Below are 23,247 nucleotides of genomic sequence, written 5' to 3'. Positions count from 1 at the left end.
TTGGCCGAATCCACCTATAGCGGTTTGGCCGGATCCGCACTAGAACGCGGAGAACACTGATACGGACGCAGCATCAAGAAGGACGTTGAGCCGTGAGCGCAAACATGACACACGACGGCGCGGGTGGCCCCACCCGGCGCGATTTTCTCTACATCTCCACGGGAGCCACGGCCGCAGTCGGCGCCGCGGCATTTGCCTGGCCGTTCATCGACCAGATGCGCCCGGATGCTTCCACCCTGGCGGTTTCCTCCATCGAAGTGAACGTTGAGAGCCTTCAGCCGGGAATGTCGCTGACGGTGAAGTGGCGCGGCAAGCCGATCTTCATCCGCAACCGTACGCCGGAAGAAATCGAAGCCGCCAATGCGGTGCCGCTCGAGGATCTCAAGGACCAGCTCGCACGCAACGCCAATGTGGACGGGACCGCAACCGCCACCGACGTTGCCCGCTCCGCCGGCGAAGGCAAGGAAAACTGGCTGGTCATGATCGGCGTTTGCACCCATCTGGGCTGCATTCCGCTTGGCCAGCAGGGCGATTTCGGCGGCTGGTTCTGTCCGTGCCACGGCTCGCATTACGATACGGCAGGGCGCATTCGCAAAGGCCCGGCACCTGAAAACCTGCATGTGCCGACTTACGCCTTCGTGTCTGACACTGTCATCAAGATCGGTTAAGGGGACAATTTACCATGAGTGGCGATCATTCGACCTACAATCCGACGACAGGCATCGGCAAATGGATGGACGCGCGTCTGCCCTTGCTGCGGCTGTCGCATGACAGTTTCATCTCCTATCCGGTCCCGCGCAACCTGAACTATACCTACACCTTCGGCGCCATGCTGTCGGTGATGCTGATCGTTCAGATCCTGAGCGGCGTGGTTCTGGCCATGCACTATGTCTCCGACACCGCGCTGGCCTTCAACTCGGTCGAAAAGATCATGCGCGACGTCAACAATGGTTGGCTGTTGCGCTACATGCACTCCAACGGCGCGTCGTTCTTCTTCATCGCCGTCTACCTGCACATCGCCCGTGGTCTCTACTACGGCTCCTACAAGGCACCGCGCGAGATCCTCTGGATCCTCGGCGTCGTCATCTATCTGTTGATGATGGCCACCGGCTTCATGGGCTACGTGCTGCCCTGGGGTCAGATGTCGTTCTGGGGCGCAACGGTGATCACCGGCTTCTTCACGGCGTTCCCGCTGGTGGGCGAATGGATCCAGCAGTTCCTGCTTGGCGGCTTCGCCGTCGACCAACCGACGCTCAACCGCTTCTTCTCGCTGCACTACCTGCTGCCGTTCATGATCGCGGGCGTCGTCGTCCTGCACGTCTGGGCGCTGCACGTGACCGGCCAGACCAACCCGACCGGCGTGGAAGTGAAGTCGAAGACCGACACGCTGCCCTTTACGCCCTATGCGACGGTCAAGGATGCGATGGGCACCATGGTGTTCCTGCTGGTGTTCGCATGGTTCATCTTCTTCATGCCGAACTATCTCGGTCACCCCGACAACTACATCATGGCGGACTCGCTGAAGACGCCTGCCCACATCGTTCCGGAATGGTACTACTTGCCGTTCTACGCGATGCTGCGCGCCATCACCTTCGACATCGGCCCGATCGACTCCAAGCTCGGCGGCGTGCTGGTGATGTTCGGCTCGATCATCGTGCTGTTCTTCCTGCCGTGGCTGGACACGTCGAAGGTTCGTTCGGCGGCCTACCGCCCGTGGTTCAAGCTGTTCTTCTGGCTGTTCGTCTTCGACTGCATCTTCCTGGGCTGGCTCGGTTCGCGCACCGCGAGCGACCTTTACACCCTGCTGTCGCTGATCGGCACGGTCTACTACTTCGGCTTCTTCCTCGTCATCATGCCGATCCTCGGCCTGATCGAAACGCCGAAACGGCTACCCAATTCGATTACCGAAGCGGTTCTCGAAAAGAGCGCCAAGGCTTGATGATCAGCGGCTGAAAGGAAATCAAACAATGAACAAGTTTGTTACGAGCATCGCGCTGATCGCGGCCCTGGCCTCGTCGGCCATGACCGCAGCCCGAGCGGAGGAGGGCCACGACCTGGCCGCCGCCGCCGAGCATGCGCAAGCTTCGGGGCACTATCCGATCCTGAAGCCCAAGAATGTCGAATGGAGCTTTGCGGGCCTGTTCGGCCATTACGACAAGGCACAGCTGCAGCGCGGCCTGAAGGTCTATTCCGAAGTCTGCGCGGCCTGCCACTCGATGAACCTGGTCGCCTTCCGCACCCTCGAGGGTCTCGGCTACTCGGAAGAGGAAGTGAAGGCATTCGCGGCCAATTACGAGGTCGAGGTCGGCCCGAACGACGAAGGCGAGATGTTTACCCGCACGGCGATCCCGTCGGACCACTTCCCCTCGCCGTTCCCGAACACGCAGGCGGCTGCCTATGCCAACAACGGCGCGGCCCCGCCCGACATGTCGGTGCTGGCCAAGGCCCGTGGCGTCGAGCGCGGGTTCCCGACCTTCATCTTCGACATCTTCACCCAGTATCAGGAAGGCGGCCCGGATTATATCTATTCGCTGCTGACCGGATACCAGGACGCACCGGAAGGGGTGACCGTCACCGACGGCAACTACTTCAACCCCTATTTCGCCGGCTCGGCTGCGCTCGCCATGGCGCCGCCGCTCGACGACGGCTTCGTCACCTATGACGACGGCTCGCCGGAAACGCTCGACCAGTATTCGAAGGACGTCTCCGCGTTCCTGATGTGGGCCGCAGAGCCGCATCTCGAAGACCGCAAGAGCACGGGCTTCATGGTGCTGATGTTCATGCTGCTGCTGACGGCGCTGGTCTATGTGACCAAGCGCGCCGTGTTCGCCAACCAGCCGCACTAAGCGCTGCGGGACACCGCACTTCACGCGATTGAGACGCCGCCTCCGGGCGGCGTCTTTGTGTCCGGCGAAAGCGTCTTGCGCGGAGCGCGGACACACCGCACAGTGGCGGCAGCCGGTGCGCGGGTGGGCGTCCGCCTGATCGGGGGATCGGGCGATGCCCCGGAGGCAGGGCCTCCGGCCATTTTCTTCGCGTTGGTCCATCGCCGGGGGGCGAGGCGGTCGCGAAGCGACATCACATTGGGGCATGTCCATGACTAATCTTGAAAACGAACTGCGCGCCGCCATCCGCACCATCAAGGATTACCCGAAGCCCGGGATCCTGTTTCGCGACATCACCACGCTTCTGGGCGCGCCGCGTGCCTTCCGGCGGGCGATCGACGAACTGGTGCATCCCTATGCCGGGCTCCGGGTCTCCAAGATCGCCGGCATCGAGGCGCGCGGGTTCATTCTCGGCGGTGCTATGGCGCACCAGCTCTCCGCCGGCTTCGTGCCGATCCGCAAGAAGGGCAAGCTGCCGCATGACACGGTGCGCGTGGCCTACAGCCTGGAATACGGCGTCGACGAGATGGAGATGCATCGCGACGCCATCGCGCCGGGCGAAAGCGTGATCCTGGTCGACGACCTGATCGCCACCGGCGGCACTGCCGAGGGTGCGGTCAAGCTGTTGCGGCAGATGGGCGCCGATATCGTCGCAGCCTGCTTCGTGATCGACCTGCCGGATCTCGGCGGCCGCAAGAAGCTCGAGGATCTCGGCGTGCAGGTGCGCACGCTGATCTCCTACGAAGGGCACTGATCCCGCGGCCATCCAAACCGGCCTATGCAGCCGGAGAGCCCCTTACGGGGCCCGGCGATCGCGGGGAGGCGGCCTGGCGTGTCAGCGTCCCGCCCGGGCGTGTCAGCCGTCCCGGCTGTCCTCCGGAAAGCGGATCAGCGCAGCGGAATCGAAGCTCATCACCAGCTCTCCATTGCGGTCGCGGGCTTCCGAACTCAATTCCAGGATCGACCAGCCGGGACGCGAGGCGAGCGGCCGCGTGCCGCGCACGGTGCGCGAATAGAAGATCTCGTCGCCGGCATAGACCGGCTTGAACCAGCGCATGTTGCGGAAGCCCGGGGAGGGGCCCATTTCCGGCAGCACGCGGCCCTCCCGGCTGGCTTCTTCCGCCTCGGCGATGCTGGCGGCGATGTTGAGCTTCATCCAGGTGGCGGCGGTGTGCCAGCCCGAGGCGCACAGCCCGCCGAACACGCTGTCCTTGGCCGCCTCCGGATCGGTGTGGAAGCGCTGCGGGTCGAACTTTTCCGCAAATTCGATGATGGCCTCGGCGGTGAAGACGATGCTGCCCAGCTCCTTGTGAGCGCCGGGGGCGAAGGCGGGGTCGATCGTCATTGGGCTGCCTCCTCGACCGCACGGCGGCGCAGCATGACCGGGTTTTCCGATTCCAGAACGGTCTCGCCGCGCTGGTTGCGCAGCTCATGGCGGAAACTGACGATGCCGATGCCCGGCCGCGATTTCGACGGGCGGCCGTCGAGCACACGGGTCTCGCCCTTGAGCACGTCGCCGGCCAGCACCGGCTTCTTCCACTTGACGTAATCCACGCCCGGCGCGCCTTCCGCGGCCATGCGCAGCAGGTAGGAATCCGCCATCATCCGCATCATCATCGAGCAGCTGTGCCAGCCCGATGCGGCCAGGCCGCCCAGGATCGAGTTCTTTCCGGCTTCCGCATCCAGATGCATCGGCTGGGCGTCGAATTCGCTGGCGAAGGCGATGATCTCCTCGGCGGTAACCGTCTTGGGGCCAAGGGGGAACACCTGGCCCGGAATGAGGTCTTCGAAATGCAGCAAATCGTCGTCAGGCATCGCATCCGTCACTTTCGGGATTGAAGTCCGCGCAATCTAGAGGAATTCGCCGGGGCGTGAAAGCGCCGGTTTGGTTCAAGCCCTTAGGAATTCAACCGGATGGCGCCCACGGGGCCGGACCGATCGAGCAATCTGGTAGCGTTGATTGATCCCTGTCAAAGCACGGATCAGATATATTCGGTATCTTCTATATATGTTGGCGGCCCAGCCAACCTCAACATGGGAGTTTGCGAATGTTCAAAACCAATGTCGGCGGTATCGACCGCGTCCTGCGCATCGTTGTCGGGCTCGTCCTGCTCGCGCTGTTCTTCGTCTATCCGGATGCGCCCTGGCGCTATTACACCCTGATCGGAATCGTGCCGCTGCTGACGGGCCTGTTGAGCACCTGTCCGCTCTATTCGATCATCGGCGTGTCGACCTGCCCGGCAAAGCGCGCCTGAGCGGAGCGCGCCTGCCTGTGGCCGGGCGTGGCGGCTTGCCCCACGCCCGGGTTCGTCTCAGGTGTTGAAGCGGAAATGGATGACGTCGCCGTCCTGAACGACATATTCCTTGCCTTCGTCGCGCGCCTTGCCGGCTTCCTTGGCGGCCACTTCGCCGCCGAGGGTGACATAGTCGTCATAGGCGATGGTGAAGGCGCGGATGAAGCCGCGCTCGAAATCGGTGTGGATCACGCCGGCGGCGGCCGGGGCCTTGGTGCCGCGTTCGATGGTCCAGGCGCGGGTTTCCTTGGGGCCGACGGTGAAATAGGTGATCAGGTCGAGCAGGCTGTAGCCGGCACGGATCAGCCGGTCCAGACCGGCTTCCTCAAGCCCGAGAGCCGAGAGGAATTCGGCGGACTCCTCGGCCGGCAGTTGCGCCACTTCCGCCTCGATCGCGGCCGAGACGATGATCGTCTCCGCACCCTGTTCGGCGGCCATCTTGGCAACGGCCTCGGTGTGGGCGTTGCCGGTCGCCGCATCGGCTTCCGAGACATTGCAGACATAAAGCACGGGGTGCGAGGTCAGCAGGTTCAGCCCCTTGAGGATAGCGAGTTCTTCCGGCGCCATGGTTTTGAGCAGCGTGCGCACCGGCTTGCCGTCCTGCAGCAGCTTGAGCGCCGCTTCCATCACCGGCAGCACGGTCAGCGATTCCTTGTCCTTGGCGGCCGCGCGCTTGCGGGTCTGTTCGGTGCGGCGCTCGAGGCTTTCGAGGTCGGCGATCATCAGTTCGGTTTCGATGGTCTCGGCGTCGCCGACGGGGTCGATGCGGCCCTCGACATGGGTGATGTCGTCATCCTCGAAGCAGCGGAGCACATGCACGATCGCGTCGACCTCGCGGATATTGGCGAGGAACTTGTTGCCCAGACCCTCGCCCTTGGAGGCGCCGCGCACCAGGCCGGCGATGTCGACGAAGGAAATGCGGGTGGGGATGATTTCCTTGGAGCCCGCCACGGAGGCGAGCTTCTGCATGCGCGGGTCCGGCACCGCCACCTCGCCGGTGTTGGGCTCGATGGTACAGAAGGGATAGTTGGCGGCCTGGGCGGCGGCCGTCCGCGTCAGCGCGTTGAACAGGGTGGACTTGCCGACATTGGGCAGGCCGACGATGCCGCATTTGAAACCCATGGGATGATGTCCTTTGTGTCGTTGCCGCCCGGCCGTGCGCCAGGAAAGACCCTGCAGGCCGCGGCACGTTGAGCCGGTGCACTGTTCAACCGCCCCTGTGCAGGGAACCGGGAAAGCTGCTGTAGCGGCTTTGTATGGAAGTCCCGTGCCGCGTCAAGGGGCGAAGACCGGTTGGCGCGGGCAGGGGGCAAAAAAGCCTGCGTCTCAGGCGACGCCGGCCGGGCGCAGCACATCCTTGCGCGGCGGCGCGCCGAATTTGCGCGCGTATTCGCGGCTGAACTGGGTGGCGCTCTCGTAGCCCACCTCGAAAGCGGCCGAGGCGACCGACAGCGCCTCGGCCGCGAGCAGCCGGCGGGCCTCGGTCAGGCGCAGATCCTTCTGGTATTGAAGCGGCGTGGTGCCGGTGACCTGCCGGAAATGCTGGTGGAAGGAGGAGGGGCTCATGCCCGCCGCGTCCGCGAGATCGGCCACGGCAAGCGGCGTGCGGTAGTCGCTGCGGATCAGGCCGATGGCGCGGGCGATGCGGCTCGAATGGCTGTCGCGGTGCAGAAACTGGCGCAGCATGCCGCCATGGTCGGCCATCAGCAGCCGGAAGTGGATTTCCCTGAGGATCAGCGGCGCCATCACGCGCGCCTCGACCGGATCGGCGGTGAGCGCGACATAGCGGCTCAGGGTTTCTATCAGGCGCTCGTCCACCGGTCCCACCGACAGCGACCGGGTCTGCGGGTGCGCCGGGACGGCGGGGCCGACCTCGTCGCACAGGCTCTGCACGATCCCCATGTCGAGCGACACGATCAGCGCCAGGTAGGGCCGCTCGGGGCTCGCCTCGGTCACCCGTGCCATCACCGGCAGTTCGTGGCTGACGATCAGCGACTGGCCGTCGCCGAATTCAACCGACTGGTCGCCGATCGTGACCTCCTTGCGCCCCTGGAGGTTCAGGCAGACGACGGGATGGTAGATGGTGGCCTCGTAGGCGTTCGGACGGGTCTGGAGATGAAACGCCAGATTCGGGACGGATGTCTGCCAACTCCGGGTGGAATTGGCGTTTTCGCCCACGGAATCGAAGATCCGGCGCGCCAGTTCGGCTGTGGTCATGGCGGCTCCTTTCCAGAAGCGTTCTAGCCCTTTCCCGGGCGTGCGTCACGCGTCGCCGCGGCGTTTCGGAGGATCGGGCAGGAATTGCGGAGTATCCGGCAGGACCGAAACCGGCCGGGCGGATAGACATGGCTCATCCCAATCGAAGGAGCCAGTCATGAGCAGAAAAATCGCACTCGTCACCGGCGGCAGCCGCGGCCTCGGCCGCAACGCCGCGCTTCACCTCGCCCGCCAGGGCGTCGGCGTCGTCATCACCTATCTCTCCCGCGCGGACGAGGCGGCGGCCGTCGTCGCCGAGGTCGAGGCCCTTGGCGGCACGGCGGCCGCGCTCAGGCTCGATGCCGGAGATGCCCGCGCCTTCGAGGCCTTCGCGCAGGATCTCGGTGCCACGTTGGCCTCGGTCTGGGGCCGCGAGACCTTCGACTTTCTCGTCAACAATGCGGGCATGGGCATTCATGCGGGCTTTGCCGACACCACGGAGGCGGAGTTCGACGCGCTCGTCAACGTGCATCTCAAGGGCGTGTTCTTTCTCACCCAGCGGCTGCTGCCGATGATCGCCAATGGGGGGCGGATCCTCAACGTGTCGTCCGGGCTTGCGCGCTTCAGCATGCCCGGATACGCCGCCTATGCAGCCATGAAGGGCGCTGTGGAAGTGCTGACGCGCTACATGGCCAAGGAGCTCGGATCGCGCGGCATCGCCGTCAACGTGATCGCGCCGGGCGCCATCGAGACCGATTTCGGCGGCGGGGTCGTGCGCGACAATCCGGATGTCAACGCCTCCGTGGCCGCCAACACCGCGATGGGCCGGGTCGGGCGACCTGAGGATATCGGCCAGGCGATCGCGAGCATCCTGACCAGCCAGGCGCAGTGGATGACCGCGCAGCGGATCGAGGTCTCGGGCGGCATGTTCCTGTAAAGCCGCGTGCCGGCGGGCGGGCGGCGACGCCCGCTCCGCCTGGCCCGGTCAACGCGGCGGAAAGGATTGTGTGGCATCGTTGAGACCCGATTGCCGGAGGATACCGCCATGGAAACCGAACTCGCCACCTGGCATTTTGTGGTCGCGGGCCTCGTCTTCGCCCTGCTCGGGGCGCTCGCCCATGTCGGCCGCGCGGTCTTCAACGTCTTTCCCGACAAGATTTCCGATACGCCCTCGGTCAATGTGCTGGTGTCGAGCGATTACAGCTGGGGCGACTACCTCTGGGGCGTCGAATTCGACGACGCCGGCTATTACCGTTTGGACAGCCTCAAGAATCTCAGGCTCTACGTCGTGTCCTTCGTTCTCGGCGGGCTCGGCGCGATGTTGTTCATCGACGGTGCCGCGCTTGGCATCGCGCGCCTGATCGAGGCCGGGCTCGGCGCCTTCGTCGACCTGTTCTGGCAGCGCGTTACCGATCTGTGAGGCCTGGATGCCCGGTCGTCGGTCCGGTCGTCTCTGGCGGTGATCGCCGCGGCGCTCAGTCCTTCTCGCCGCCGAACAGCTTTTTCAACATGTCGGCCATGGGGCCGGAGGTCGGAAGCTGTTTCGGCTGTGCCGAATTGCGCGCCTGGCGGATATGGGATTTGCCCGCCGCGGCCGGCTTCGCCGGCTTTTGCGGCTTGGACGACCCGGGCGCGGTTCCGGTGGCAAGCGCGATCTTGTTGAGGAAGCCCGCGTCGTCGCCGCGCACCATCAGCTCGGCATTGCCGGCGATGGCGTCGAGCAGCGGCTCGAGCCATTCGGCGTCGGCCTTGGCGAAATCGCCCAGCACATGCGGGTTGACGCGGTCCTTGTGGCCGGGATGGCCGATGCCGATCCTCAGGCGCCTGTAGTCCTTGCCGCAATGGGCGTCGATCGATTTGAGGCCGTTGTGGCCGCCATTGCCGCCGCCGGACTTGAGCCTGAGCTTGCCCGGCGCAAGGTCGAGTTCGTCATGCAGCACGATCAGGTCCGAGGTGGAAAGCTTGTAGAACCGCATGGCTTCGCCGACGCTGTCGCCCGAAAGGTTCATGAAGGTCATGGGCTTGAGGAGCAGGATCTTTTCGCCGGCAATGGTGCCTTCGGCGAGGTCGCCGCGGAATTTCTTCGAAAATCCGGAAAAGGAATGGCGGCGGGCGATTTCGTCCACCGCCATGAAGCCGACATTGTGCCGGTTTCGGGCGTATTGGGGGCCGGGATTTCCAAGGCCTGCGATGAGCAGCATGGAGCCGGCTCCTCCGTTACGGGCCAGACTGGCCTATTCTTCGCTGTCGCCTTCTTCAGCCTCGTCGGCAGCGGCGTTGTCGTCGCTCTTCAGGCCGGCGGGGGCTGCGATGGTGGCGATGGTGAAGTCGCGATCGGTGATCGTCGGCTCAACGCCCTTGGGCAGCGTGACATGCGAGATGTGGATGCCGGCGCCCAGTTCCAGACCCGTCAGATCGATGGTGATCGCGTCGGGAATGTCGTTGGCCGGGCAGTGGCACTCGACGGTGTGGCGCACGATGTTGAGCACGCCGCCGCGCTTGATGCCGGGGGACTTCTCTTCGTTTTCGAAGTGGACCGGGATTTCCACGGTCACCAGCGTGTTCTTCGACACGCGCAGGAAGTCGACATGCAGCAGGAAGTCGCGGACCGGGTCGAGCTGGTAGTCCTTCGGCAGCACCTGGTAGCTGGTGCCGTCCACGTCGATCGTCGCGATGGTGGTCATGAAACCGCCGGCGTGGATCTTCTTGGTCACTTCGTTGCGCGAGAGCGCGATCGAAACAGGGTCTTTCTTGTCACCATAGATGACAGCGGGAATCAAACCGTTGCGGCGAAGTTCACGGGCGGACCCCTTACCAACCTGTGCGCGCGCCTCGGCCTTGAGCTCATAAGTCGAGTGGCTCATGGCATATCCTTTCGAGGTTCATATAAAGGCTGCTTTTCGGGCTGCGGCAAAGCCGGTCCCCAAAAACATCAAGCGCCGTCGCATTCGAAGAATGACGGCGCTTCATCCGCGGTGCCTCCAAGGGTGTCTGCACGGACGTCGCCGCTATAGCCGAGCAGATGCGCGAATGCAAGCTTTCCGGGCGGTTTGGGGCGGCCTTGCGATGCCGGCCTGCGCTCTTTGTCGCCGCACCGTCGGCATCTGCCGGGAGGCGCCCCCGCCGGCCCCGCCCGGTGGTTCCCCTGGCGCGAGGGGGGTAACGGTGTGTCAACGCCACGGAGACGGATTGCCCCTGAAATTCAACAGCTTCAGGGCGTATGTAAGGGGTTCGGCGCCGCCCGGCGCCTTCCTCCCTGTCATGCAAGCGAGTACCCTCATGAAATCCGTAGCAGTTCTGGTCGGCTCCCTGAGCAAGCAATCCCTCAACCGCAAATTCGCCGAAAGCCTCGGCAAGCTCGCAAACGGGCGCCTCGACTTCCATTTCGTCGAAATCGGCGACCTGCCGCTCTACAATGACGATCTGTGGGACAATCCGCCCGAAGCGGTGCTGCGTCTCAAGCGCGAGATCGAAGCCGCCGACGGGCTTCTGTTCGTCACGCCCGAATTCAACCGGTCCTTCACGCCGGCGATCAAGAACGCCATCGACTGGGGCAGCCGGCCCTGGGGCAAGAGCTCCTGGGCGGGAAAACCCGGCGCCGTGATCGGCACCTCGCCCGGCGCCATCGGCGCGGCCGTGGGCCAGCAGGCGCTCAAGGGGCTGCTCGGCGTCGTCGACGTGGTGCTGATGGGCCAGCCGGAGGTCTTCTTCCAGTACAAGCCGGAACTGTTCGACGACAGCGGCGCGGTCGCCAATGAGGACACCAAGGCGTTCCTCAACGGCTTTATCGACAAGTTCGCGGGCTTCATCGAGCGGGTCGGCTGAGCGGGACGCCCGGCAAGCAGACGCCGGAGCGGGCAGGGCCTGCTCCGGCGCAAAACGAAACCGACGCTTGAGGACAGAACGATCCCCCGGTGGCCGGATGGCCCGATGCCGGGGGCTTTGCCGTGTCAGTCGAACAAGCTCGAGACCGACTGCTCGGCGGCGGTGCGGTTGATCGCTTCGCCGATCAGCGCGTCGGTCGAGATCACCCGGATATTCGGCGCGGCCTGGATTTCCGGGGTCGGCTGGATCGAGTCGGTGATCACCAGTTCCTGGAGCTTGGAGGAGGACACGCGCGCCACCGCGCCGCCCGAAAGCACGCCGTGGGTGATATAGGCGGTCACGGATTTCGCGCCGTTGGTCAGCAGCGCCTCGGCGGCGTTGCACAGCGTGCCGCCGGAATCGACGATGTCGTCGATCAGGATGCAGTCCTTGCCGCTGACTTCGCCGATGATGTTCATCACCTCGGATTCGCCCGGCCGGTCGCGGCGCTTGTCGACGATGGCGAGCAGGGCGCCGAGCCGCTTGCCGAGCGCGCGGGCGCGCACCACGCCGCCCACGTCCGGCGAGACCACCATCACGTTTTCGAGCTGGTACTTGGCCTTGATGTCGCGGGCGATCACCGGAATGGCGAACAGGTTGTCGGTGGGGATGTCGAAGAAGCCCTGGATCTGGCCGGCATGCAGGTCGAGCGTGAGAACGCGGTCGGCGCCGGCCTCGGTGATCAGGTTGGCCACCAGCTTCGCCGAAATCGGCGTGCGGCCGGAGGCGCGGCGATCCTGGCGGGCATAGCCGAAATAGGGCAGCACCGCGGTGATGCGCCGGGCCGAGGACCGCCGGAACGCATCGATCATGATCAACAGTTCCATCAGGTGGTCATTGGTCGGGTAGGAGGTGGACTGCAGGACGAACACGTCCTCGCCGCGCACGTTCTCCTGGATCTCGACAAAGATCTCCTGGTCGGCGAAGCGCCTGACGCTGGCCTTGCCGAGCGGCACGTTGAGATAATTGCAAATGGATTCCGCTAAGCGACGGTTCGAGTTTCCTGCGAAAACCTTCATTTGGGACCGCCTGCTTTCCCGCCGTGCCGCGCCATGCGCAGGGTCGCGCATGGGGTATGGGCGTCATTCCGTTGGACCGCGTTTTAGCGGCGGATTTGCTGATTGCAAGTACGCAGTCGGCGCGGAACGCGTTTTTTCTGTTGAACGTGTTAACAATCTCACGCAACCGCTCTCGCGCATCCCCGGGCAGGGGCCGCGCGGCGCAGCGTCACAGCCCGCGCCAGGCGGCGTATTCGGCGATCGAGCGGGCGGCGATCCGTTCCATCACGTCGGCGGGCACCGTGGCCCAGGGATCGCCGGGTCCGCCGGCGACCGATTCCTGGCCCTGGATCCGGTGCATCCGGTTGCCGGCCGCATCGAGCACGTCCCAGACATAGAACACGGTGGTCTTGCCGTCGAAATTGTCGGCGGAGAAATAGCCCTTGAGCACATGCTCGCCGCCGGGATCGCTGGCGCTCAGGATCGCCAGGCCGCGGTTGCGCGCTTCCACCGCCAGCTGCCGCGACAGCGGCGTGACCGCATTCACCGGCGCGCCGATGACCGGCATGAAGCGGATGCGGCCGCGCACCTGCCCGGCGGGCATCGACGCCTGCGCCGCGCCGGCCTGTGCCGGCGCAGCAGCGCCCGGTGCCGCATCGGCCGGAGTTGCGGGGAAGGCCTCGACGGGCGTGGTGTTATCGGTGTTTCCCGCCGCGGCGGACGGTGCGCCGGGATTCGGCTGCAGGGTCTGCTCGGTGCTGTTGCACGCAGCGACGAAAGCGGCCAGCGCGCAGACAAAGCCGATGATTTTGATGCGATGCATCATGTTTCCCGCCCTTTTCCCGGATGGTTATGAAATCCCCGGGGCTGGCCTGTCAATTGGCCGTGGGGATAAAGGCCGGGAGAGAGGGCGTCTCTGCCCTCGTGCTGGCTGTGACCCCGCGTCAGGCTGCGGTGATCAGGTCGAGCGATTTGGCCGACAGCGATTCGGGTGCGTCCTCGGTGGTCAGATAGGTCTGGCCCAGCGTCATGGCGGTGCCGGTTTCCGAATCCATGATGATCATGTGCACGAACAGCGTCATGTCGGGCGCGATCACGATCGGGTTGCCGGCGAGGAACATCTGGTGCTCCATCCAGCTCGGCGTGAAACGGGCGCCGAGCGAATAGCCGCAGGCGTTGAGGCGGTGGCGGGTCAGCCCGCGGGCGTCCATCACCTGGGCGTGAGCGTCGAAGACCTCGCCGAAGGTGGTGCCGGGCCTGAGAATGCCGGCTATCGTGTCGAGCGCCTCCCGGCAGGCCTCGTAGAGCTCGACATGGCGCGGCGTCGGCTCGCCGATGATGATCGTGCGCATCATCGCGGCATGGTAATGGGCAAAGGAGCCCGCCCATTCGAGCGTCAGCTGGTCGTTCTCCGTCAGTTGCCGGCGGCCGGCCTTGTAGCGGCACAGAAGCGCGTCCTCGCCGGAGCCGATGATGAATTCGTTGGCGGGATAGTCGCCGCCGCCGGAAAACACCGCGCCCTGCATCGCCGCCAGGATATCGGCCTCGTTGCCGCCCGAGCGGATCAGCGGCAGGCCCGCGTCGAGGGCGGCGTCGGCCAGGGCCGCGGCGCGGCGGACATGGGCGATCTCGGCGGGGCTCTTGATCAGCCGCAGGTGGCTGACGAGATAGGAGGCGTCGATCAGTTCGGCAAAGCTCTGGAGCTGGTTGTCGAGCTTGCGGCAATTGGCCCCGGTCAGGCCGTGGGTGTCGTATTCGACGCCGATCCGCTCGCCGAGCAGGTCGAGATCGGACAGGAGGTTCTTGAGATCCACCGCCGGGTCGGCATTGGTGCGGTCGGTCCAGACCACGATGCGTTCGATGTTCGAGGTCTGGCGCGCCTGGCGCAGGTCGGCCGAGCGCGTCAGCAGCGTCATCGAGCCGTCGGCCTTGACGACGAGACACTGGAAGAAGCAGAAGCCGAAGGTGTCGTAGCCGGTGAGCCAGTACATGCTCTCCTGGGCGAACAGCAGCATGGCGTCGAGCTTTTCCGCACGCATGCTTTCGGTGAGCCGGTCGAGACGGGCGGCGTATTCCTCGCGTTCAAAATGCAGGGCCATATCAGTCCTCCTTGATGGCGATGGCGGAGATTTGTCGTCCGTAGTCGGGTTCGTTGCGGTGGGTCGTGCGCCGGTAGGAATACCAGGCCTGCTCATCCGCATAGGTGCAGTGGGGCAGCATCTCGGCGCGCACCCCGGCGGCGGCGAGCCGGTCGACCGTGAACTGCTTCAGATCGAACATGGAACGGCCGGGCGTGGCCGAGGCGGTGAAATAGGCCGCGTTTGCGGGCGTGTCGCGGACGAAGCGGTCCACGAATTCGGGGCCCACTTCGTAGCTGGCCTGGCTGATCGACGGGCCCAGCGAGGCGACGATGCGCCCGGTCCGGGCACCGAGCGCCTGCATGGCCGCGATCGTGGCTTCGAGCACGCCGTCGAAGGCCCCGCGCCAGCCGGCATGGGCGGCGCCGATGACGCGGGCTTCCGGATCGGCAAACAGCACCGGGCCGCAATCGGCCGAAAGCACCCCGAGCACCAGGCCGGGCGTGGCCGTGACCAGCGCATCGGCTTCCGGCCGGTCGGCGCGATTGGTGTGCGTGGCGACCTGTACCCGCGCCGAATGCACCTGGTGCACGGTGACGAGGCGGTCGGGATCGAGCCCGAACCAGCGGCTGACCCGCGCCCGATTTTCGTGCACATGCACGCGGTTGTCGCGGGAGCCCAGCCCCACATTCAGGCCGCGGTAAAGCCCTTCGGAAACGCCGCCGGTCCGGCTGAAGAAGCCGTGCATGATCCCGGACGCCGCGGTTTCGCGCTCCAGCAGCGGGGCGCGCACCGGGTCCGGCACAGCTTCAGGCGCCGGGGCTGGCGCGGCGTGCTCAACCGTCATGGTCTGCTCCTCCCGTGGGTTGCAAGACAGGGCCGAATCCGCGGCGCATGCCCGCAGGCGCACGATGGTGGCCATCGCGGCGGCGTCTGTCAATTCGCCCGATCACGCCGATTGCGGGTCGAACGGCGTGATCTTGACCGGTGCGCCGGACACCGCGAGCACCTTGAAAAGCGCGCCCATACGGCCCGGGCCTTCGCCGGCGAGGCGGTTGACCGCGTCGCTGATGGCGGCCTGGGTCAATTCGTCCCGGCCGGCCCCCAGCGATCCCGCGCGCTGGATAATGCCGAGGCCCACCAGGAATTCGCCCTGGTTGGCCGGCCGGTGCACATGCGCGCCCATGCTCAGCGCGGCTTCGGCCAGCGCCTGGAAATCGACATGGCTGGTCAGGTCCGCTTCGCCCGGTCGCGCCAGCGGCGGATCGTAGTCGTGGCGGTAGACCGCCTGCAGCGTGTCGCCGAAACCGGTCACCAGATGGCCGTAGTCGATCGTCAGCGCGGTGCCGCCGTCGCGGACGAGCTTGGCGGCGACGGCCTGCATCACCGCCGTGCGCGCGGGCGAAACCTCGAAGATCTCGCCGTCGGGCACGGCGTCTTCCTTGACCGGCAGCAGCGACGGATCGAGCCCGCCGGCGCCGAGGCCGAAACTGAGTGCGCCGGTGTCGTCAAGCCCGACCACGCGTTCGCGAAAGCCCTTGGGCGTCTTGACGAACTGGCGGATCGGCACCGCATCGAACAGCTCGTTGGCAACCATCAGGGTGAAGCCCGCGGGCACCTCCTCGAAGGCGGAATGCCAGGAGATGCGGTCCTTGAAGCGGATCAGGGTCTGGCGCTGCACGTTGCGCAGCCGCTCGCTGGTTTCGACCAGGTGGATGCCGGCGCTGGTGTAAAGCTCCGGCGCGAGCTTGGCGATCACCCGGAGCGCGTCCGACATCAGCGTGCCGCGACCGGGTCCGATCTCGACGATGTGCACATTTGCGGGCGCGCCCTGCGCCTGCCAGGCATGGACCAGGAAGATGCCGATCATTTCACCGAACAGCTGCGAGATTTCCGGCGCGGTGGTGAAATCGCCGGACCGGCCGAAGGGTTCGCGGCTCTGGTAGTAGCCGTGTTCCGGATCGGCGAGGCAGAGCGCGAAATAGTCGGAGATCCTGAGCGGGCCTGTCTGTTGGATCAGACGGATTATCTTTTCTGCGAGCGGGGTCATGGTCTCACGTTTCCGAAGCGGTCAGGCGCGCGCACGGGCGGTGGCGGCGACGAAGACGCCGATCGCCAGCATCGGCAGCGACAGAACCATGCCCATGGTCAGCCAGCCGCCGGCCAGATAGCCGATCTGCACATCGGGTTCGCGGTAGAATTCGACGAAGATGCGCGCCAGCGCGTAGCCGGCGACGAACAGGCCCGACACCAGCCCGGGAAAGGCGAGCGCCCGGTGGCGGTAGATCAGCCAGGCCAGCAGCGCGAGCAGCAGGATGCCCTCAAGGCCCGCCTCATAGAGCTGGGTGGGGTGGCGCGGGAACGGGCCGCCGGTCGGAAACACCACCGCCCAGGGCATGTCGGTCAGCTTGCCCCACAGTTCGGAATTGATGAAATTCGCAAGCCGGCCGAAAAACAGGCCGACCGGCACCACCGCGCAGACCACGTCGAACAGGTTGAACAGCGGGATGCCACGCTTGCGCGCGAACAGCACCATTGCGATCAGCGTGCCGAGCAGGCCGCCGTGGAACGACATGCCGCCGTTCCAGATTTCGAAGGCGCGCAAGGGATCCGCGGAGACCGCCGCCATGTCGTAGAACAGGATGTAGCCGATGCGACCGCCGGCGACGATGCCGACGGTGGCCCAGATCAGGAAGTCGTCGATGTCCAGCGCGGTGATGCGCGAACCGGCCGCCGGCCAGAGCCGTGCGTTTTCCACCAGGGCCCGCGCATAGCGCCAGCCCAGCAGAATCCCCACGACATAGGCCAGGCCGTACCAGCGGATATGTACCGGGCCGACCGAGAAAATCACCGGATCGATGTCCGGGAACGCGATCAGCGACAACACGGTCGCGGTCTGCTCCAATACGGCTTCCTTCCTCGCTGGCGGGCGTGGCTGAGTGCGGGGCACACTCCGTCACGGATTCAAGGCGATTTTCCGGCGAGATCGCCGGTCAATCGCTCCCTGACATGGCATGCGGGCTTTGCGCAAGGCTTGCGGGCGCGCTTTGGCTTGCAACTTGGCGTGCGAGCGCTTAATTCAAGGACTTGATCAAAGCCACTCGCAACAGCGCCGGCCCGGGTCGGCTCAGGGATGAATGCCATGAACAGCGGATCGAACCGGATTTTCGACGAACTTGCCAAACTGATGACCGACGCTGCGGGCGCGGCCCAGGGCGTGCAGCGGGAAATGGAAACCGCCATGCGCGCGCAGTTCGAACGGCTCCTCAATTCGATGGACCTGGTCAAACGCGAGGAATTCGAGGTCGTCCGGGCCATGGCGATCAAGGCCCGCGACGAGAACGATGCGCTGTCCGCGCGGCTCGAAAAGCTCGAGAAGGCGCAGTCCAAATCAGCCGCTTCGGGCGGTGACGAAGCGGCAAAGCCATCCCCCGCCAAGCGCGAGCCGCGCTCGAAGTCCTGAGCGGCGTTTCGCCCGAAATTTTTTTGCACAGGTTGTCCACTGCGACCCGAGGCTCAAAAAGCCTTTAGGGTGAGTCAGTTATGAGTCACGGCGGAATCAGTTTTGCAACTTGGTCCACAGGGGCGAACTGACAAAATGAGGCCGGGGGACTGGCGCTCGGACTCTGCATTTATACACTGATTCTAAATGATGATTCGGAACGGGCGACTGGAGCCCGGTTATCAATCCCGGGGGGCTATGGCCTGGGACAGCAGGTGAATCATGCATGGGCGAGGTGTTTGCCGGGTTCCGTTCGAAGCGGATCGCAAGCGCTGGAAATGGACAAGGTGGGGCATGAATCTCAGCAATATCGAATTCGAACGACACTCCAATCCGGTTGACATGATCGAATTCGTGGCAGCGGCGAACGACTGGACGTTCGAGCGCTCCGGCGAGCACGAGATCGCCATGACTGTCGAGGGCCACTGGACCGACTATCATGTGTCGTTCTCGTGGATGGAGGATTGCGAGGCGCTGCACATCGCCAGCGCTTTCGACATCAAGGTGCCCGAAAGCCGCATCACCGAAGTGATGAAGCTCCTCTCCCACGTCAACGGCCAGGTGCTGATGGGGCATTTCGACCTGTGGCAGCACGAACATGTCGTCATTTTCCGCCAGGCGCTGCTGCTGGCCGGCGGGGCCGAGCCCACCAACCGGCAGGTCGAGGTGCTGTTGTCGAACGCGCTCGATTCCTGTGAAGCCTATTTCCAGGCCTTCCAGTTCGTGGTCTGGTCCGGCATGGATGCCAAGTCGGCGATCACCGCGGTGATGTTCGAAACCCGCGGCGAGGCCTGAGATGGTGTCGCCCGCCACTCCGCTGGTTCTCGTCGGCGCGGGCAACATGGGCGGCGCCATGCTTGATGGCTGGCTCGCATCCGGCATCGATCCCGCCGCGATCGTCGTCATCGATCCCAAGACGTCCGACGAGATGTCGTTGAAGCTGGCTTCGGCCAAGGTGCGGCTGGAACAGGCCGCGCCCGAAGGGCTGATCGCGGGCGTTCTGGTGCTGGCGGTCAAGCCGCAGATCATGGACGATGTGGTCGCGGGCCTCGGCGGACTGGTCGGACCCGACACCGTCACGCTGTCGGTGGCGGCCGGCAAGACGATTGCCTATTTCGAACAGCGCCTGGGTGGCGCCATTGTCCGCACCATCCCCAACACGCCGGCGATGATCGGCCGGGGGATCACCGGCGCGGTCGCCAATGCTGCCGTCAGCGCCAAGGCCCGCGACGAGGTCGACCGTCTGCTGTCGGTCTGCGGTCCGGTGGAATGGGTCGAGGATGAAGCCCTGATCGACGCGATCACCGCCGTCTCGGGCAGCGGCCCCGCTTACGTGTTTTACCTGGTCGAATGCATGGCGGAGGCGGGACGCAAATGCGGCCTGCCGGCGGACCTCGCCATGCGTCTGGCGCGCGCCACGGTCACGGGGGCCGGTGAACTCCTGCACCGGTCCCCGGACGACGCCGGCACGCTCAGAAAGAACGTAACCTCGCCCAACGGCACCACCGCAGCCGCGCTTTCGGTGCTGATGGCCGACGAGGGCATCCAGCCGCTGTTCGACAAGGCCCTGAAGGCCGCGCGCGACCGCTCGCGCGAACTCGCCGGCTGAGGCTTCGGAAGGAAGATTGAGCATGACTGCGACCATCGCCTGGGACGATTTCGAAAAGGTCGATATCCGCTGCGGCACCGTGGTTGCTGCCGAACAATTCCCCGAGGCGCGCAAGCCCGCCTACCGGCTCCGGATCGATTTCGGTCCCGAGATCGGCGAGAAGAAGTCCTCCGCGCAGATCACCGTGCATTATTCGCCCGACGAGCTGATCGGCCGTCAGGTGATGGCGGTGGTCAATTTTCCGCCGCGGCAGATCGGCCCGTTCATCTCCGAGGTGCTGACGCTGGGCTTCATGGATGCCGAGGGTGCGGTGGTGCTCGCGGGGGTCGATCATCCGGTGCCGAACGGCGCCCGGCTGATGTAGGGGCCTCGGGCCCGCAAACTCTCCAAGTGACGCGAGACATGGTGGCGCAACGCGGGTAAGGCGTGCGCTGCCGCTCAGACCGGCAGGCGCACGGTTGCGCGCAGGCCGCCCATGGCGCTGTCCGACAGCGTCACGTCGCCGCCATGGCTGCGGGCGATGTCGCGCACGATCGCGAGCCCCAGCCCGGTTCCGGTCTCATCCTGGTTGCGCGCCGCGTCGAGCCGGTAGAACGGGCGGAACACGTCCTCGCGCGCATCCTCGGGAATGCCGGGTCCGTCGTCGTCCACGGAGATGGTGAGCCACTTGTTGCGGTTGGTCGCCTCGATCGCCACCTCGTCGGCGTGGCGCGAGGCATTGGAGACGAGGTTGGTCAAGAGCCGGGCGAAGCCGTTGGGGCGCACCTGGATCTCGTCGTCGCCCTGCACCGAGACGGTGACGGTGGCGCCGCGCAGGCGGCCATCTGCGGCGACCTTCTCGATCACCGCCTTGATGCTGACGCTGCCCACATCCTCCTCGGCCTCGCCGCGGGCAAAGGAGAGGTAGCTGTCGAGCATCGACTGCATGTCGTCGATGTCCTTGTTGAGCTCGTCGATCTCGGGGCCGTCGCCGACCAGCGCCAGTTGCAGCCGGAAGCGGGTGAGGATGGTGCGCAAATCGTGGCTCACGCCCGAGAGCATGGCGGTGCGCTGCTCGATCTGGCGCTCGATGCGCTCGCGCATCTTGATGAAGGCGACGCCGGCGCGGCGCACCTCGTCGGCCCCGCGCGGGCGGAAGTCGTCGGGCATGGGCTGACCCTTGCCGAAACTCTCGGCTGCCTGTGTCAGCTTCAGGATCGGCCGGATCTGTCCGCGCAGGAACAGGATGGCGATGACGAGCAGCACCAGTGAGGTGCCGACCATCCACAAAAGGAAGATATGGGTGTTGGACGCATAGGCCTGGCTGCGCTTGGCAAAGACCCTGAGGATCTTGTCCGCGAGCTTGATGCGGATCTCGACAATGTTGGAATTGCCCACCGTATCGATCCAGAACGGCAGCTGGATCTGCCGGGTGATCTCTTCGGACAGGATCTGGTCGAGGATCGAGAAGAAGGGTTTGGGTCGCGGCGCGGGCAGGTCGCCGGGCGGTTCGATGGCGATGTTGAGTTCGAGCCGCTCGCGGGCGATGCGGATGATCTGGTCGTAGCTCGCATCCTGGGGGTAGGTTTCGAGCACGTCGATGATGGCGGCGATGTCGCGAGTCACGGCCATAGACAGCCGCTGCGTCACGGTCTGCCAGTGCCGTTCCATGAACACGAAGGCGATCACCGATTGCAGCAGCACCATCGGCACGATGATGATCAGAAGCGCGCGGGCATAGAGCCGGGTCGGGATCCGCTTGGTGAACCAGCGCGTGAAACGGCGCAACCCGCTGGGCGGGTAGCGCTCATATTCCCGGCGGATGGAATCGATGCTGGTCATGCTGTGGCGCCTTGCCCCCCGGCTCGTCTTTCGCGGCGGCGAAACCGCCCGCCGGATCGTTTATAACGTCAGCCGGGAGCTTAGGGTAGGGTCCCGCCTGCATGCGGCCGGGGACAGCGGAGAGGGCAAGGGCGACGCCCTTGGCGGGCGATTGCGTTACGCCGTCGTCTCCACGCTCAGCCGATAGCCGATGCCGCGCACGGTCTGCAGCCAGACGGGGTTCGCTGGATCGTCCTCGATCTTGCGGCGCAGCCGGTTGATCTGGACGTCGATGGTGCGTTCGCCGACCTCGATGTCGGGGCCCACCAGCTCATGGCGCGGCACGGTGTCGCCGGCCTTTTCGGCGAAGGTGACCATGATTTCGCGCTCGCGGTCGGTGAGCCGCACCGGCTCGCCGGACTTCTTGAGCTCGCGCCGGGCGATGATGAAGGTGTAGGGGCCGAACACCACCTGCTCGACCTTCGGCGTGGCCGGCTGGCCGCCGCGCTTGAGGATGTTGTTGATCCTCAGCACGAGTTCGCGCGGATTGAAGGGCTTGGCCAGGTAGTCGTCGGCCCCCGCCTCGAGCCCGTCGATGCGGGCGTCGCCCTCGGCGAGCGCGGTCAGCATCAGGATCGGCACGGTCTTGATCTCGCGCAAGGCGCGGGTCAGCGACAGGCCGCTTTCGCCCGGCATCATCACGTCGATCACCAGGAGGTCGAAATCGATGCCGTCGAGCTTGCGCCGCGCTTCGGCCGCGTCGGCGGCGGTGGTGACGCGAAAACCCTGTTCGGCCAGGTAACGGGACAGCAGATCCCGGATACGGGTGTCGTCGTCGACGACGAGAAGATGGGCGGCATCATCGCCGGGCAAGGGGGTCATCAGGTCTATCCCTCAAGTTCAGCCGGTTTTGTCGGACGCATCGGTACGCGCCGGATTGATCATACCGGAAAGAAATGCCTTGACCACGGCCCGCCCGTTCTCGTCCATGCCCTGAAATGCATTGGCGATGCGGCGAGACTGTGGCCGGGCCAGCGCGAGCGCGAGTTCGCGGCCGCGCTCGGTCGGATAGAGCCTGCGCTGGCGCCGGTCCTCGGGGCCCGCGACCTGGGTAATGTATCCGGAATCAATGAGTTGCTTGAGAACCCGGGCGAGCGACTGCTTGGTGATCTTGAGCGTTTCGAGCAGAGCGGCGACCGTCAGCCCGGGCTCGCGGTTGACGAAGTGGACGACCCGGTGATGCGCCCGGCCGAAGCCGGACGTATCGAGGATCGCATCCGGATCGGAGGTGAAGTCGCGATAGGCGAAAAACAGCAGTTCGATGACCTCGAAATCGATCTCCTCGGTCTCGCTCGAAGACGGGAGGGCCGCATCGCTGGGAACGGGGCGAGGAACGGGGTTGATCGCGCCGGATCGGCTCATGACGACATTTCCTTTCGAATATGTCAGCTATGTTGACATAATTTGGCGCGATTGCTAGCCTTCAATTGCGTGCGAGGCGGGATGGACTTGCCCGCAGGCCGGCCATTGCCCGTTTCCCGGGCCTGACCGGACGGCGGGTCCCTCGGTCACCGACACCGGCTTGAGACACACCATCATCATGACGGCATACCGCTTGGAGGAGACCCGATGGCATCCGTACCTTTCGACCAGCTCGACGGCGAAATCTGGTTTAATGGCGAATTCGTGCCGTGGAAAGATGCAAAAATCCACGTGCTGACCCACGGCCTGCACTATGCCAGCGCGGTGTTCGAAGGCGAGCGCGCCTATGGCGGCGAGATCTTCAAGCTGACCGAGCATACCGAGCGGCTGCACCTGTCCGCGGAGATCCTCGGCTTCAAGATCCCCTACAGCGTCGCAGAGATCGACAAGGCCTGCGTCGAGCTTCTCTCCCGGCAGGGGATGGAAGACGCCTATGTGCGGCCGATCGCTTGGCGCGGCTCGGAGATGATGGGGGTGTCGGCGCAGAGCAACCGGATCAATCTCGCCATCGCGATCTGGCAGTGGCCCAGCTATTTCAA

The 23,247-nt window shown here is 65.1% G+C and carries 28 protein-coding genes; 13 read left to right on the top strand and 15 right to left on the bottom strand.

The window, feature by feature from the left end:
• Positions 1-104: 104 nt before the first annotated feature.
• From petA to AWJ14_RS00125, 4 genes are all read left to right on the top strand, one after another.
• A complete protein-coding gene (gene petA / locus AWJ14_RS00140; RefSeq protein ID WP_139112477.1) occupies positions 105-668 on the top strand; it encodes a ubiquinol-cytochrome c reductase iron-sulfur subunit in 564 nt (187 codons plus the stop codon).
• A gap of 14 nt (positions 669-682) precedes the next feature.
• Entirely contained in the window at positions 683-1,939 is a 1,257-nt protein-coding gene (locus tag AWJ14_RS00135) for a cytochrome b (RefSeq protein WP_066173240.1), read from the top strand.
• A gap of 28 nt (positions 1,940-1,967) precedes the next feature.
• Entirely contained in the window at positions 1,968-2,846 is an 879-nt protein-coding gene (locus tag AWJ14_RS00130; protein WP_066173236.1) for a cytochrome c1, read from the top strand.
• A 250-nt stretch (positions 2,847-3,096) separates the two neighbouring features.
• On the top strand, positions 3,097-3,639 hold the full coding sequence (locus AWJ14_RS00125) for an adenine phosphoribosyltransferase (RefSeq protein WP_066174712.1): 543 nt from the start codon (positions 3,097-3,099) through the stop codon (positions 3,637-3,639).
• A gap of 102 nt (positions 3,640-3,741) precedes the next feature.
• Here the strand turns inward: AWJ14_RS00125 and AWJ14_RS00120 are convergent, their stop codons facing one another.
• Together AWJ14_RS00120 and AWJ14_RS00115 are read right to left on the bottom strand one after the other, a co-directional pair.
• Complete coding sequence (locus AWJ14_RS00120; protein WP_066173233.1) at positions 3,742-4,230, bottom strand: MaoC family dehydratase; 489 nt, start codon at positions 4,228-4,230, stop codon at positions 3,742-3,744.
• Positions 4,227-4,700 (bottom strand): MaoC family dehydratase, encoded by a 474-nt coding sequence (locus AWJ14_RS00115; RefSeq protein WP_066173231.1) that lies wholly within the window; start codon positions 4,698-4,700, stop codon positions 4,227-4,229. Before AWJ14_RS00115 ends, AWJ14_RS00120 begins: the two co-directional genes overlap by 4 nt.
• Positions 4,701-4,933: 233 nt before the next feature.
• On the opposite strand from AWJ14_RS00115, the gene AWJ14_RS00110 reads away from it, so the two are divergent.
• Positions 4,934-5,140, top strand: a complete 207-nt coding sequence (locus tag AWJ14_RS00110; protein ID WP_066173229.1) for a YgaP family membrane protein — start codon at positions 4,934-4,936, stop codon at positions 5,138-5,140.
• A 57-nt stretch (positions 5,141-5,197) separates the two neighbouring features.
• Here the strand turns inward: AWJ14_RS00110 and ychF are convergent, their stop codons facing one another.
• Both ychF and AWJ14_RS00100 read right to left on the bottom strand, forming a co-directional pair.
• Positions 5,198-6,301 carry a redox-regulated ATPase YchF gene (gene ychF / locus AWJ14_RS00105; protein ID WP_066173225.1) on the bottom strand — a complete coding sequence of 368 codons (1,104 nt, stop codon included), beginning with the start codon at positions 6,299-6,301 and terminating at the stop codon, positions 5,198-5,200.
• Between the two features lie 204 nt (positions 6,302-6,505).
• A complete protein-coding gene (locus AWJ14_RS00100) occupies positions 6,506-7,396 on the bottom strand; it encodes an AraC family transcriptional regulator (RefSeq protein WP_066173223.1) in 891 nt (296 codons plus the stop codon).
• Positions 7,397-7,553: 157 nt separating this feature from the next.
• Here AWJ14_RS00100 and AWJ14_RS00095 point away from each other — a divergent pair, with 157 nt between their 5' ends.
• Positions 7,554-8,312: an SDR family NAD(P)-dependent oxidoreductase gene (locus AWJ14_RS00095; RefSeq protein WP_066173220.1), complete on the top strand. Its 759-nt coding sequence runs from the start codon at positions 7,554-7,556 to the stop codon at positions 8,310-8,312.
• A gap of 108 nt (positions 8,313-8,420) precedes the next feature.
• Positions 8,421-8,795, top strand: a complete 375-nt coding sequence (locus AWJ14_RS00090) for a hypothetical protein (protein ID WP_066173215.1) — start codon at positions 8,421-8,423, stop codon at positions 8,793-8,795.
• A gap of 55 nt (positions 8,796-8,850) precedes the next feature.
• On the opposite strand, the gene pth is transcribed toward AWJ14_RS00090, so the two are convergent.
• The gene (pth, locus tag AWJ14_RS00085) at positions 8,851-9,576 is read right to left on the bottom strand and encodes an aminoacyl-tRNA hydrolase (protein ID WP_066173212.1); all 726 of its coding nucleotides are present in this window, start codon (positions 9,574-9,576) and stop codon (positions 8,851-8,853) included.
• A gap of 33 nt (positions 9,577-9,609) precedes the next feature.
• Positions 9,610-10,239, bottom strand: coding sequence for a 50S ribosomal protein L25/general stress protein Ctc (locus tag AWJ14_RS00080; protein WP_066173209.1), 630 nt, complete (start codon positions 10,237-10,239; stop codon positions 9,610-9,612).
• A gap of 415 nt (positions 10,240-10,654) precedes the next feature.
• Between AWJ14_RS00080 and AWJ14_RS00075 the strand changes: the two genes are divergently transcribed.
• Entirely contained in the window at positions 10,655-11,200 is a 546-nt protein-coding gene (locus tag AWJ14_RS00075; RefSeq protein ID WP_083219918.1) for an NADPH-dependent FMN reductase, read from the top strand.
• A 125-nt stretch (positions 11,201-11,325) separates the two neighbouring features.
• Here the strand turns inward: AWJ14_RS00075 and AWJ14_RS00070 are convergent, their stop codons facing one another.
• The 6 genes from AWJ14_RS00070 to lgt all read right to left on the bottom strand — a co-directional run bounded on the left by AWJ14_RS00070 (position 11,326) and on the right by lgt (position 17,220).
• Entirely contained in the window at positions 11,326-12,258 is a 933-nt protein-coding gene (locus AWJ14_RS00070; RefSeq protein WP_066173204.1) for a ribose-phosphate pyrophosphokinase, read from the bottom strand.
• Between the two features lie 208 nt (positions 12,259-12,466).
• Positions 12,467-13,060 (bottom strand): YajG family lipoprotein, encoded by a 594-nt coding sequence (locus AWJ14_RS00065; RefSeq protein ID WP_066174708.1) that lies wholly within the window; start codon positions 13,058-13,060, stop codon positions 12,467-12,469.
• Between the two features lie 121 nt (positions 13,061-13,181).
• Positions 13,182-14,336 carry a M24 family metallopeptidase gene (locus tag AWJ14_RS00060; protein WP_066173201.1) on the bottom strand — a complete coding sequence of 385 codons (1,155 nt, stop codon included), beginning with the start codon at positions 14,334-14,336 and terminating at the stop codon, positions 13,182-13,184.
• 1 nt (position 14,337) lies between these two features.
• Positions 14,338-15,162 (bottom strand): peptidoglycan editing factor PgeF, encoded by an 825-nt coding sequence (gene pgeF / locus AWJ14_RS00055; protein ID WP_066173198.1) that lies wholly within the window; start codon positions 15,160-15,162, stop codon positions 14,338-14,340.
• 102 nt (positions 15,163-15,264) lie between these two features.
• Positions 15,265-16,365: a class I SAM-dependent methyltransferase gene (locus tag AWJ14_RS00050; RefSeq protein WP_066173194.1), complete on the bottom strand. Its 1,101-nt coding sequence runs from the start codon at positions 16,363-16,365 to the stop codon at positions 15,265-15,267.
• Positions 16,366-16,386: 21 nt separating this feature from the next.
• Positions 16,387-17,220 (bottom strand): prolipoprotein diacylglyceryl transferase, encoded by an 834-nt coding sequence (gene lgt / locus AWJ14_RS00045; protein ID WP_066173188.1) that lies wholly within the window; start codon positions 17,218-17,220, stop codon positions 16,387-16,389.
• Positions 17,221-17,457: 237 nt separating this feature from the next.
• Here lgt and AWJ14_RS00040 point away from each other — a divergent pair, with 237 nt between their 5' ends.
• From AWJ14_RS00040 to AWJ14_RS00025, 4 genes are all read left to right on the top strand, one after another.
• Entirely contained in the window at positions 17,458-17,778 is a 321-nt protein-coding gene (locus AWJ14_RS00040) for an accessory factor UbiK family protein (protein WP_066173185.1), read from the top strand.
• A gap of 333 nt (positions 17,779-18,111) precedes the next feature.
• The gene (locus AWJ14_RS00035) at positions 18,112-18,612 is read left to right on the top strand and encodes a type III secretion system chaperone family protein (RefSeq protein ID WP_066173182.1); all 501 of its coding nucleotides are present in this window, start codon (positions 18,112-18,114) and stop codon (positions 18,610-18,612) included.
• A 1-nt stretch (position 18,613) separates the two neighbouring features.
• Positions 18,614-19,426 carry a pyrroline-5-carboxylate reductase gene (gene proC, locus AWJ14_RS00030; protein ID WP_066173179.1) on the top strand — a complete coding sequence of 271 codons (813 nt, stop codon included), beginning with the start codon at positions 18,614-18,616 and terminating at the stop codon, positions 19,424-19,426.
• A gap of 22 nt (positions 19,427-19,448) precedes the next feature.
• Complete coding sequence (locus tag AWJ14_RS00025) at positions 19,449-19,790, top strand: tRNA-binding protein (protein ID WP_066173175.1); 342 nt, start codon at positions 19,449-19,451, stop codon at positions 19,788-19,790.
• A 74-nt stretch (positions 19,791-19,864) separates the two neighbouring features.
• On the opposite strand, the gene AWJ14_RS00020 is transcribed toward AWJ14_RS00025, so the two are convergent.
• The 3 genes from AWJ14_RS00020 to AWJ14_RS00010 all read right to left on the bottom strand — a co-directional run bounded on the left by AWJ14_RS00020 (position 19,865) and on the right by AWJ14_RS00010 (position 22,648).
• Positions 19,865-21,247: an ATP-binding protein gene (locus AWJ14_RS00020; RefSeq protein WP_066173171.1), complete on the bottom strand. Its 1,383-nt coding sequence runs from the start codon at positions 21,245-21,247 to the stop codon at positions 19,865-19,867.
• A gap of 156 nt (positions 21,248-21,403) precedes the next feature.
• Positions 21,404-22,108 (bottom strand): response regulator, encoded by a 705-nt coding sequence (locus AWJ14_RS00015; protein ID WP_066173168.1) that lies wholly within the window; start codon positions 22,106-22,108, stop codon positions 21,404-21,406.
• A gap of 18 nt (positions 22,109-22,126) precedes the next feature.
• Positions 22,127-22,648, bottom strand: coding sequence for a MarR family winged helix-turn-helix transcriptional regulator (locus AWJ14_RS00010; RefSeq protein WP_066173165.1), 522 nt, complete (start codon positions 22,646-22,648; stop codon positions 22,127-22,129).
• Positions 22,649-22,855: 207 nt separating this feature from the next.
• Here AWJ14_RS00010 and AWJ14_RS00005 point away from each other — a divergent pair.
• Positions 22,856-23,247, top strand: a 392-nt coding sequence (locus tag AWJ14_RS00005; protein WP_171904787.1) for an aminotransferase class IV, incomplete at its 3' end; no start/stop codon positions are given.

It is taken from the genome of Parahoeflea olei (genome assembly GCF_001703635.1).
Classification (GTDB): domain Bacteria; phylum Pseudomonadota; class Alphaproteobacteria; order Rhizobiales; family Rhizobiaceae; genus Hoeflea; species Hoeflea olei.
Note: the sequence above shows the minus strand (reverse complement) of the source record. Positions and strands in the feature narration are given on the sequence as shown.

Excerpts from the sequence above, each read along its gene's own strand:
- petA (WP_139112477.1), top strand. The coding sequence starts at position 105 with ATGACACACGACGGCGCGGGTGGCCCCACCCGGCGCGATTTTCTCTAC.
- AWJ14_RS00135 (WP_066173240.1), top strand. The coding sequence starts at position 683 with ATGAGTGGCGATCATTCGACCTACAATCCGACGACAGGCATCGGCAAA.
- AWJ14_RS00130 (WP_066173236.1), top strand. The coding sequence starts at position 1,968 with ATGAACAAGTTTGTTACGAGCATCGCGCTGATCGCGGCCCTGGCCTCG.
- AWJ14_RS00125 (WP_066174712.1), top strand. The coding sequence starts at position 3,097 with ATGACTAATCTTGAAAACGAACTGCGCGCCGCCATCCGCACCATCAAG.
- AWJ14_RS00120 (WP_066173233.1), bottom strand. The coding sequence starts at position 4,230 with ATGACGATCGACCCCGCCTTCGCCCCCGGCGCTCACAAGGAGCTGGGC.
- AWJ14_RS00115 (WP_066173231.1), bottom strand. The coding sequence starts at position 4,700 with ATGCCTGACGACGATTTGCTGCATTTCGAAGACCTCATTCCGGGCCAG.
- AWJ14_RS00110 (WP_066173229.1), top strand. The coding sequence starts at position 4,934 with ATGTTCAAAACCAATGTCGGCGGTATCGACCGCGTCCTGCGCATCGTT.
- ychF (WP_066173225.1), bottom strand. The coding sequence starts at position 6,301 with ATGGGTTTCAAATGCGGCATCGTCGGCCTGCCCAATGTCGGCAAGTCC.
- AWJ14_RS00100 (WP_066173223.1), bottom strand. The coding sequence starts at position 7,396 with ATGACCACAGCCGAACTGGCGCGCCGGATCTTCGATTCCGTGGGCGAA.
- AWJ14_RS00095 (WP_066173220.1), top strand. The coding sequence starts at position 7,554 with ATGAGCAGAAAAATCGCACTCGTCACCGGCGGCAGCCGCGGCCTCGGC.
- AWJ14_RS00090 (WP_066173215.1), top strand. The coding sequence starts at position 8,421 with ATGGAAACCGAACTCGCCACCTGGCATTTTGTGGTCGCGGGCCTCGTC.
- pth (WP_066173212.1), bottom strand. The coding sequence starts at position 9,576 with ATGCTGCTCATCGCAGGCCTTGGAAATCCCGGCCCCCAATACGCCCGA.
- AWJ14_RS00080 (WP_066173209.1), bottom strand. The coding sequence starts at position 10,239 with ATGAGCCACTCGACTTATGAGCTCAAGGCCGAGGCGCGCGCACAGGTT.
- AWJ14_RS00075 (WP_083219918.1), top strand. The coding sequence starts at position 10,655 with ATGAAATCCGTAGCAGTTCTGGTCGGCTCCCTGAGCAAGCAATCCCTC.
- AWJ14_RS00070 (WP_066173204.1), bottom strand. The coding sequence starts at position 12,258 with ATGAAGGTTTTCGCAGGAAACTCGAACCGTCGCTTAGCGGAATCCATT.
- AWJ14_RS00065 (WP_066174708.1), bottom strand. The coding sequence starts at position 13,060 with ATGCATCGCATCAAAATCATCGGCTTTGTCTGCGCGCTGGCCGCTTTC.
- AWJ14_RS00060 (WP_066173201.1), bottom strand. The coding sequence starts at position 14,336 with ATGGCCCTGCATTTTGAACGCGAGGAATACGCCGCCCGTCTCGACCGG.
- pgeF (WP_066173198.1), bottom strand. The coding sequence starts at position 15,162 with ATGACGGTTGAGCACGCCGCGCCAGCCCCGGCGCCTGAAGCTGTGCCG.
- AWJ14_RS00050 (WP_066173194.1), bottom strand. The coding sequence starts at position 16,365 with ATGACCCCGCTCGCAGAAAAGATAATCCGTCTGATCCAACAGACAGGC.
- AWJ14_RS00040 (WP_066173185.1), top strand. The coding sequence starts at position 17,458 with ATGAACAGCGGATCGAACCGGATTTTCGACGAACTTGCCAAACTGATG.
- AWJ14_RS00035 (WP_066173182.1), top strand. The coding sequence starts at position 18,112 with ATGAATCTCAGCAATATCGAATTCGAACGACACTCCAATCCGGTTGAC.
- proC (WP_066173179.1), top strand. The coding sequence starts at position 18,614 with ATGGTGTCGCCCGCCACTCCGCTGGTTCTCGTCGGCGCGGGCAACATG.
- AWJ14_RS00025 (WP_066173175.1), top strand. The coding sequence starts at position 19,449 with ATGACTGCGACCATCGCCTGGGACGATTTCGAAAAGGTCGATATCCGC.
- AWJ14_RS00020 (WP_066173171.1), bottom strand. The coding sequence starts at position 21,247 with ATGACCAGCATCGATTCCATCCGCCGGGAATATGAGCGCTACCCGCCC.
- AWJ14_RS00015 (WP_066173168.1), bottom strand. The coding sequence starts at position 22,108 with ATGACCCCCTTGCCCGGCGATGATGCCGCCCATCTTCTCGTCGTCGAC.
- AWJ14_RS00010 (WP_066173165.1), bottom strand. The coding sequence starts at position 22,648 with ATGAGCCGATCCGGCGCGATCAACCCCGTTCCTCGCCCCGTTCCCAGC.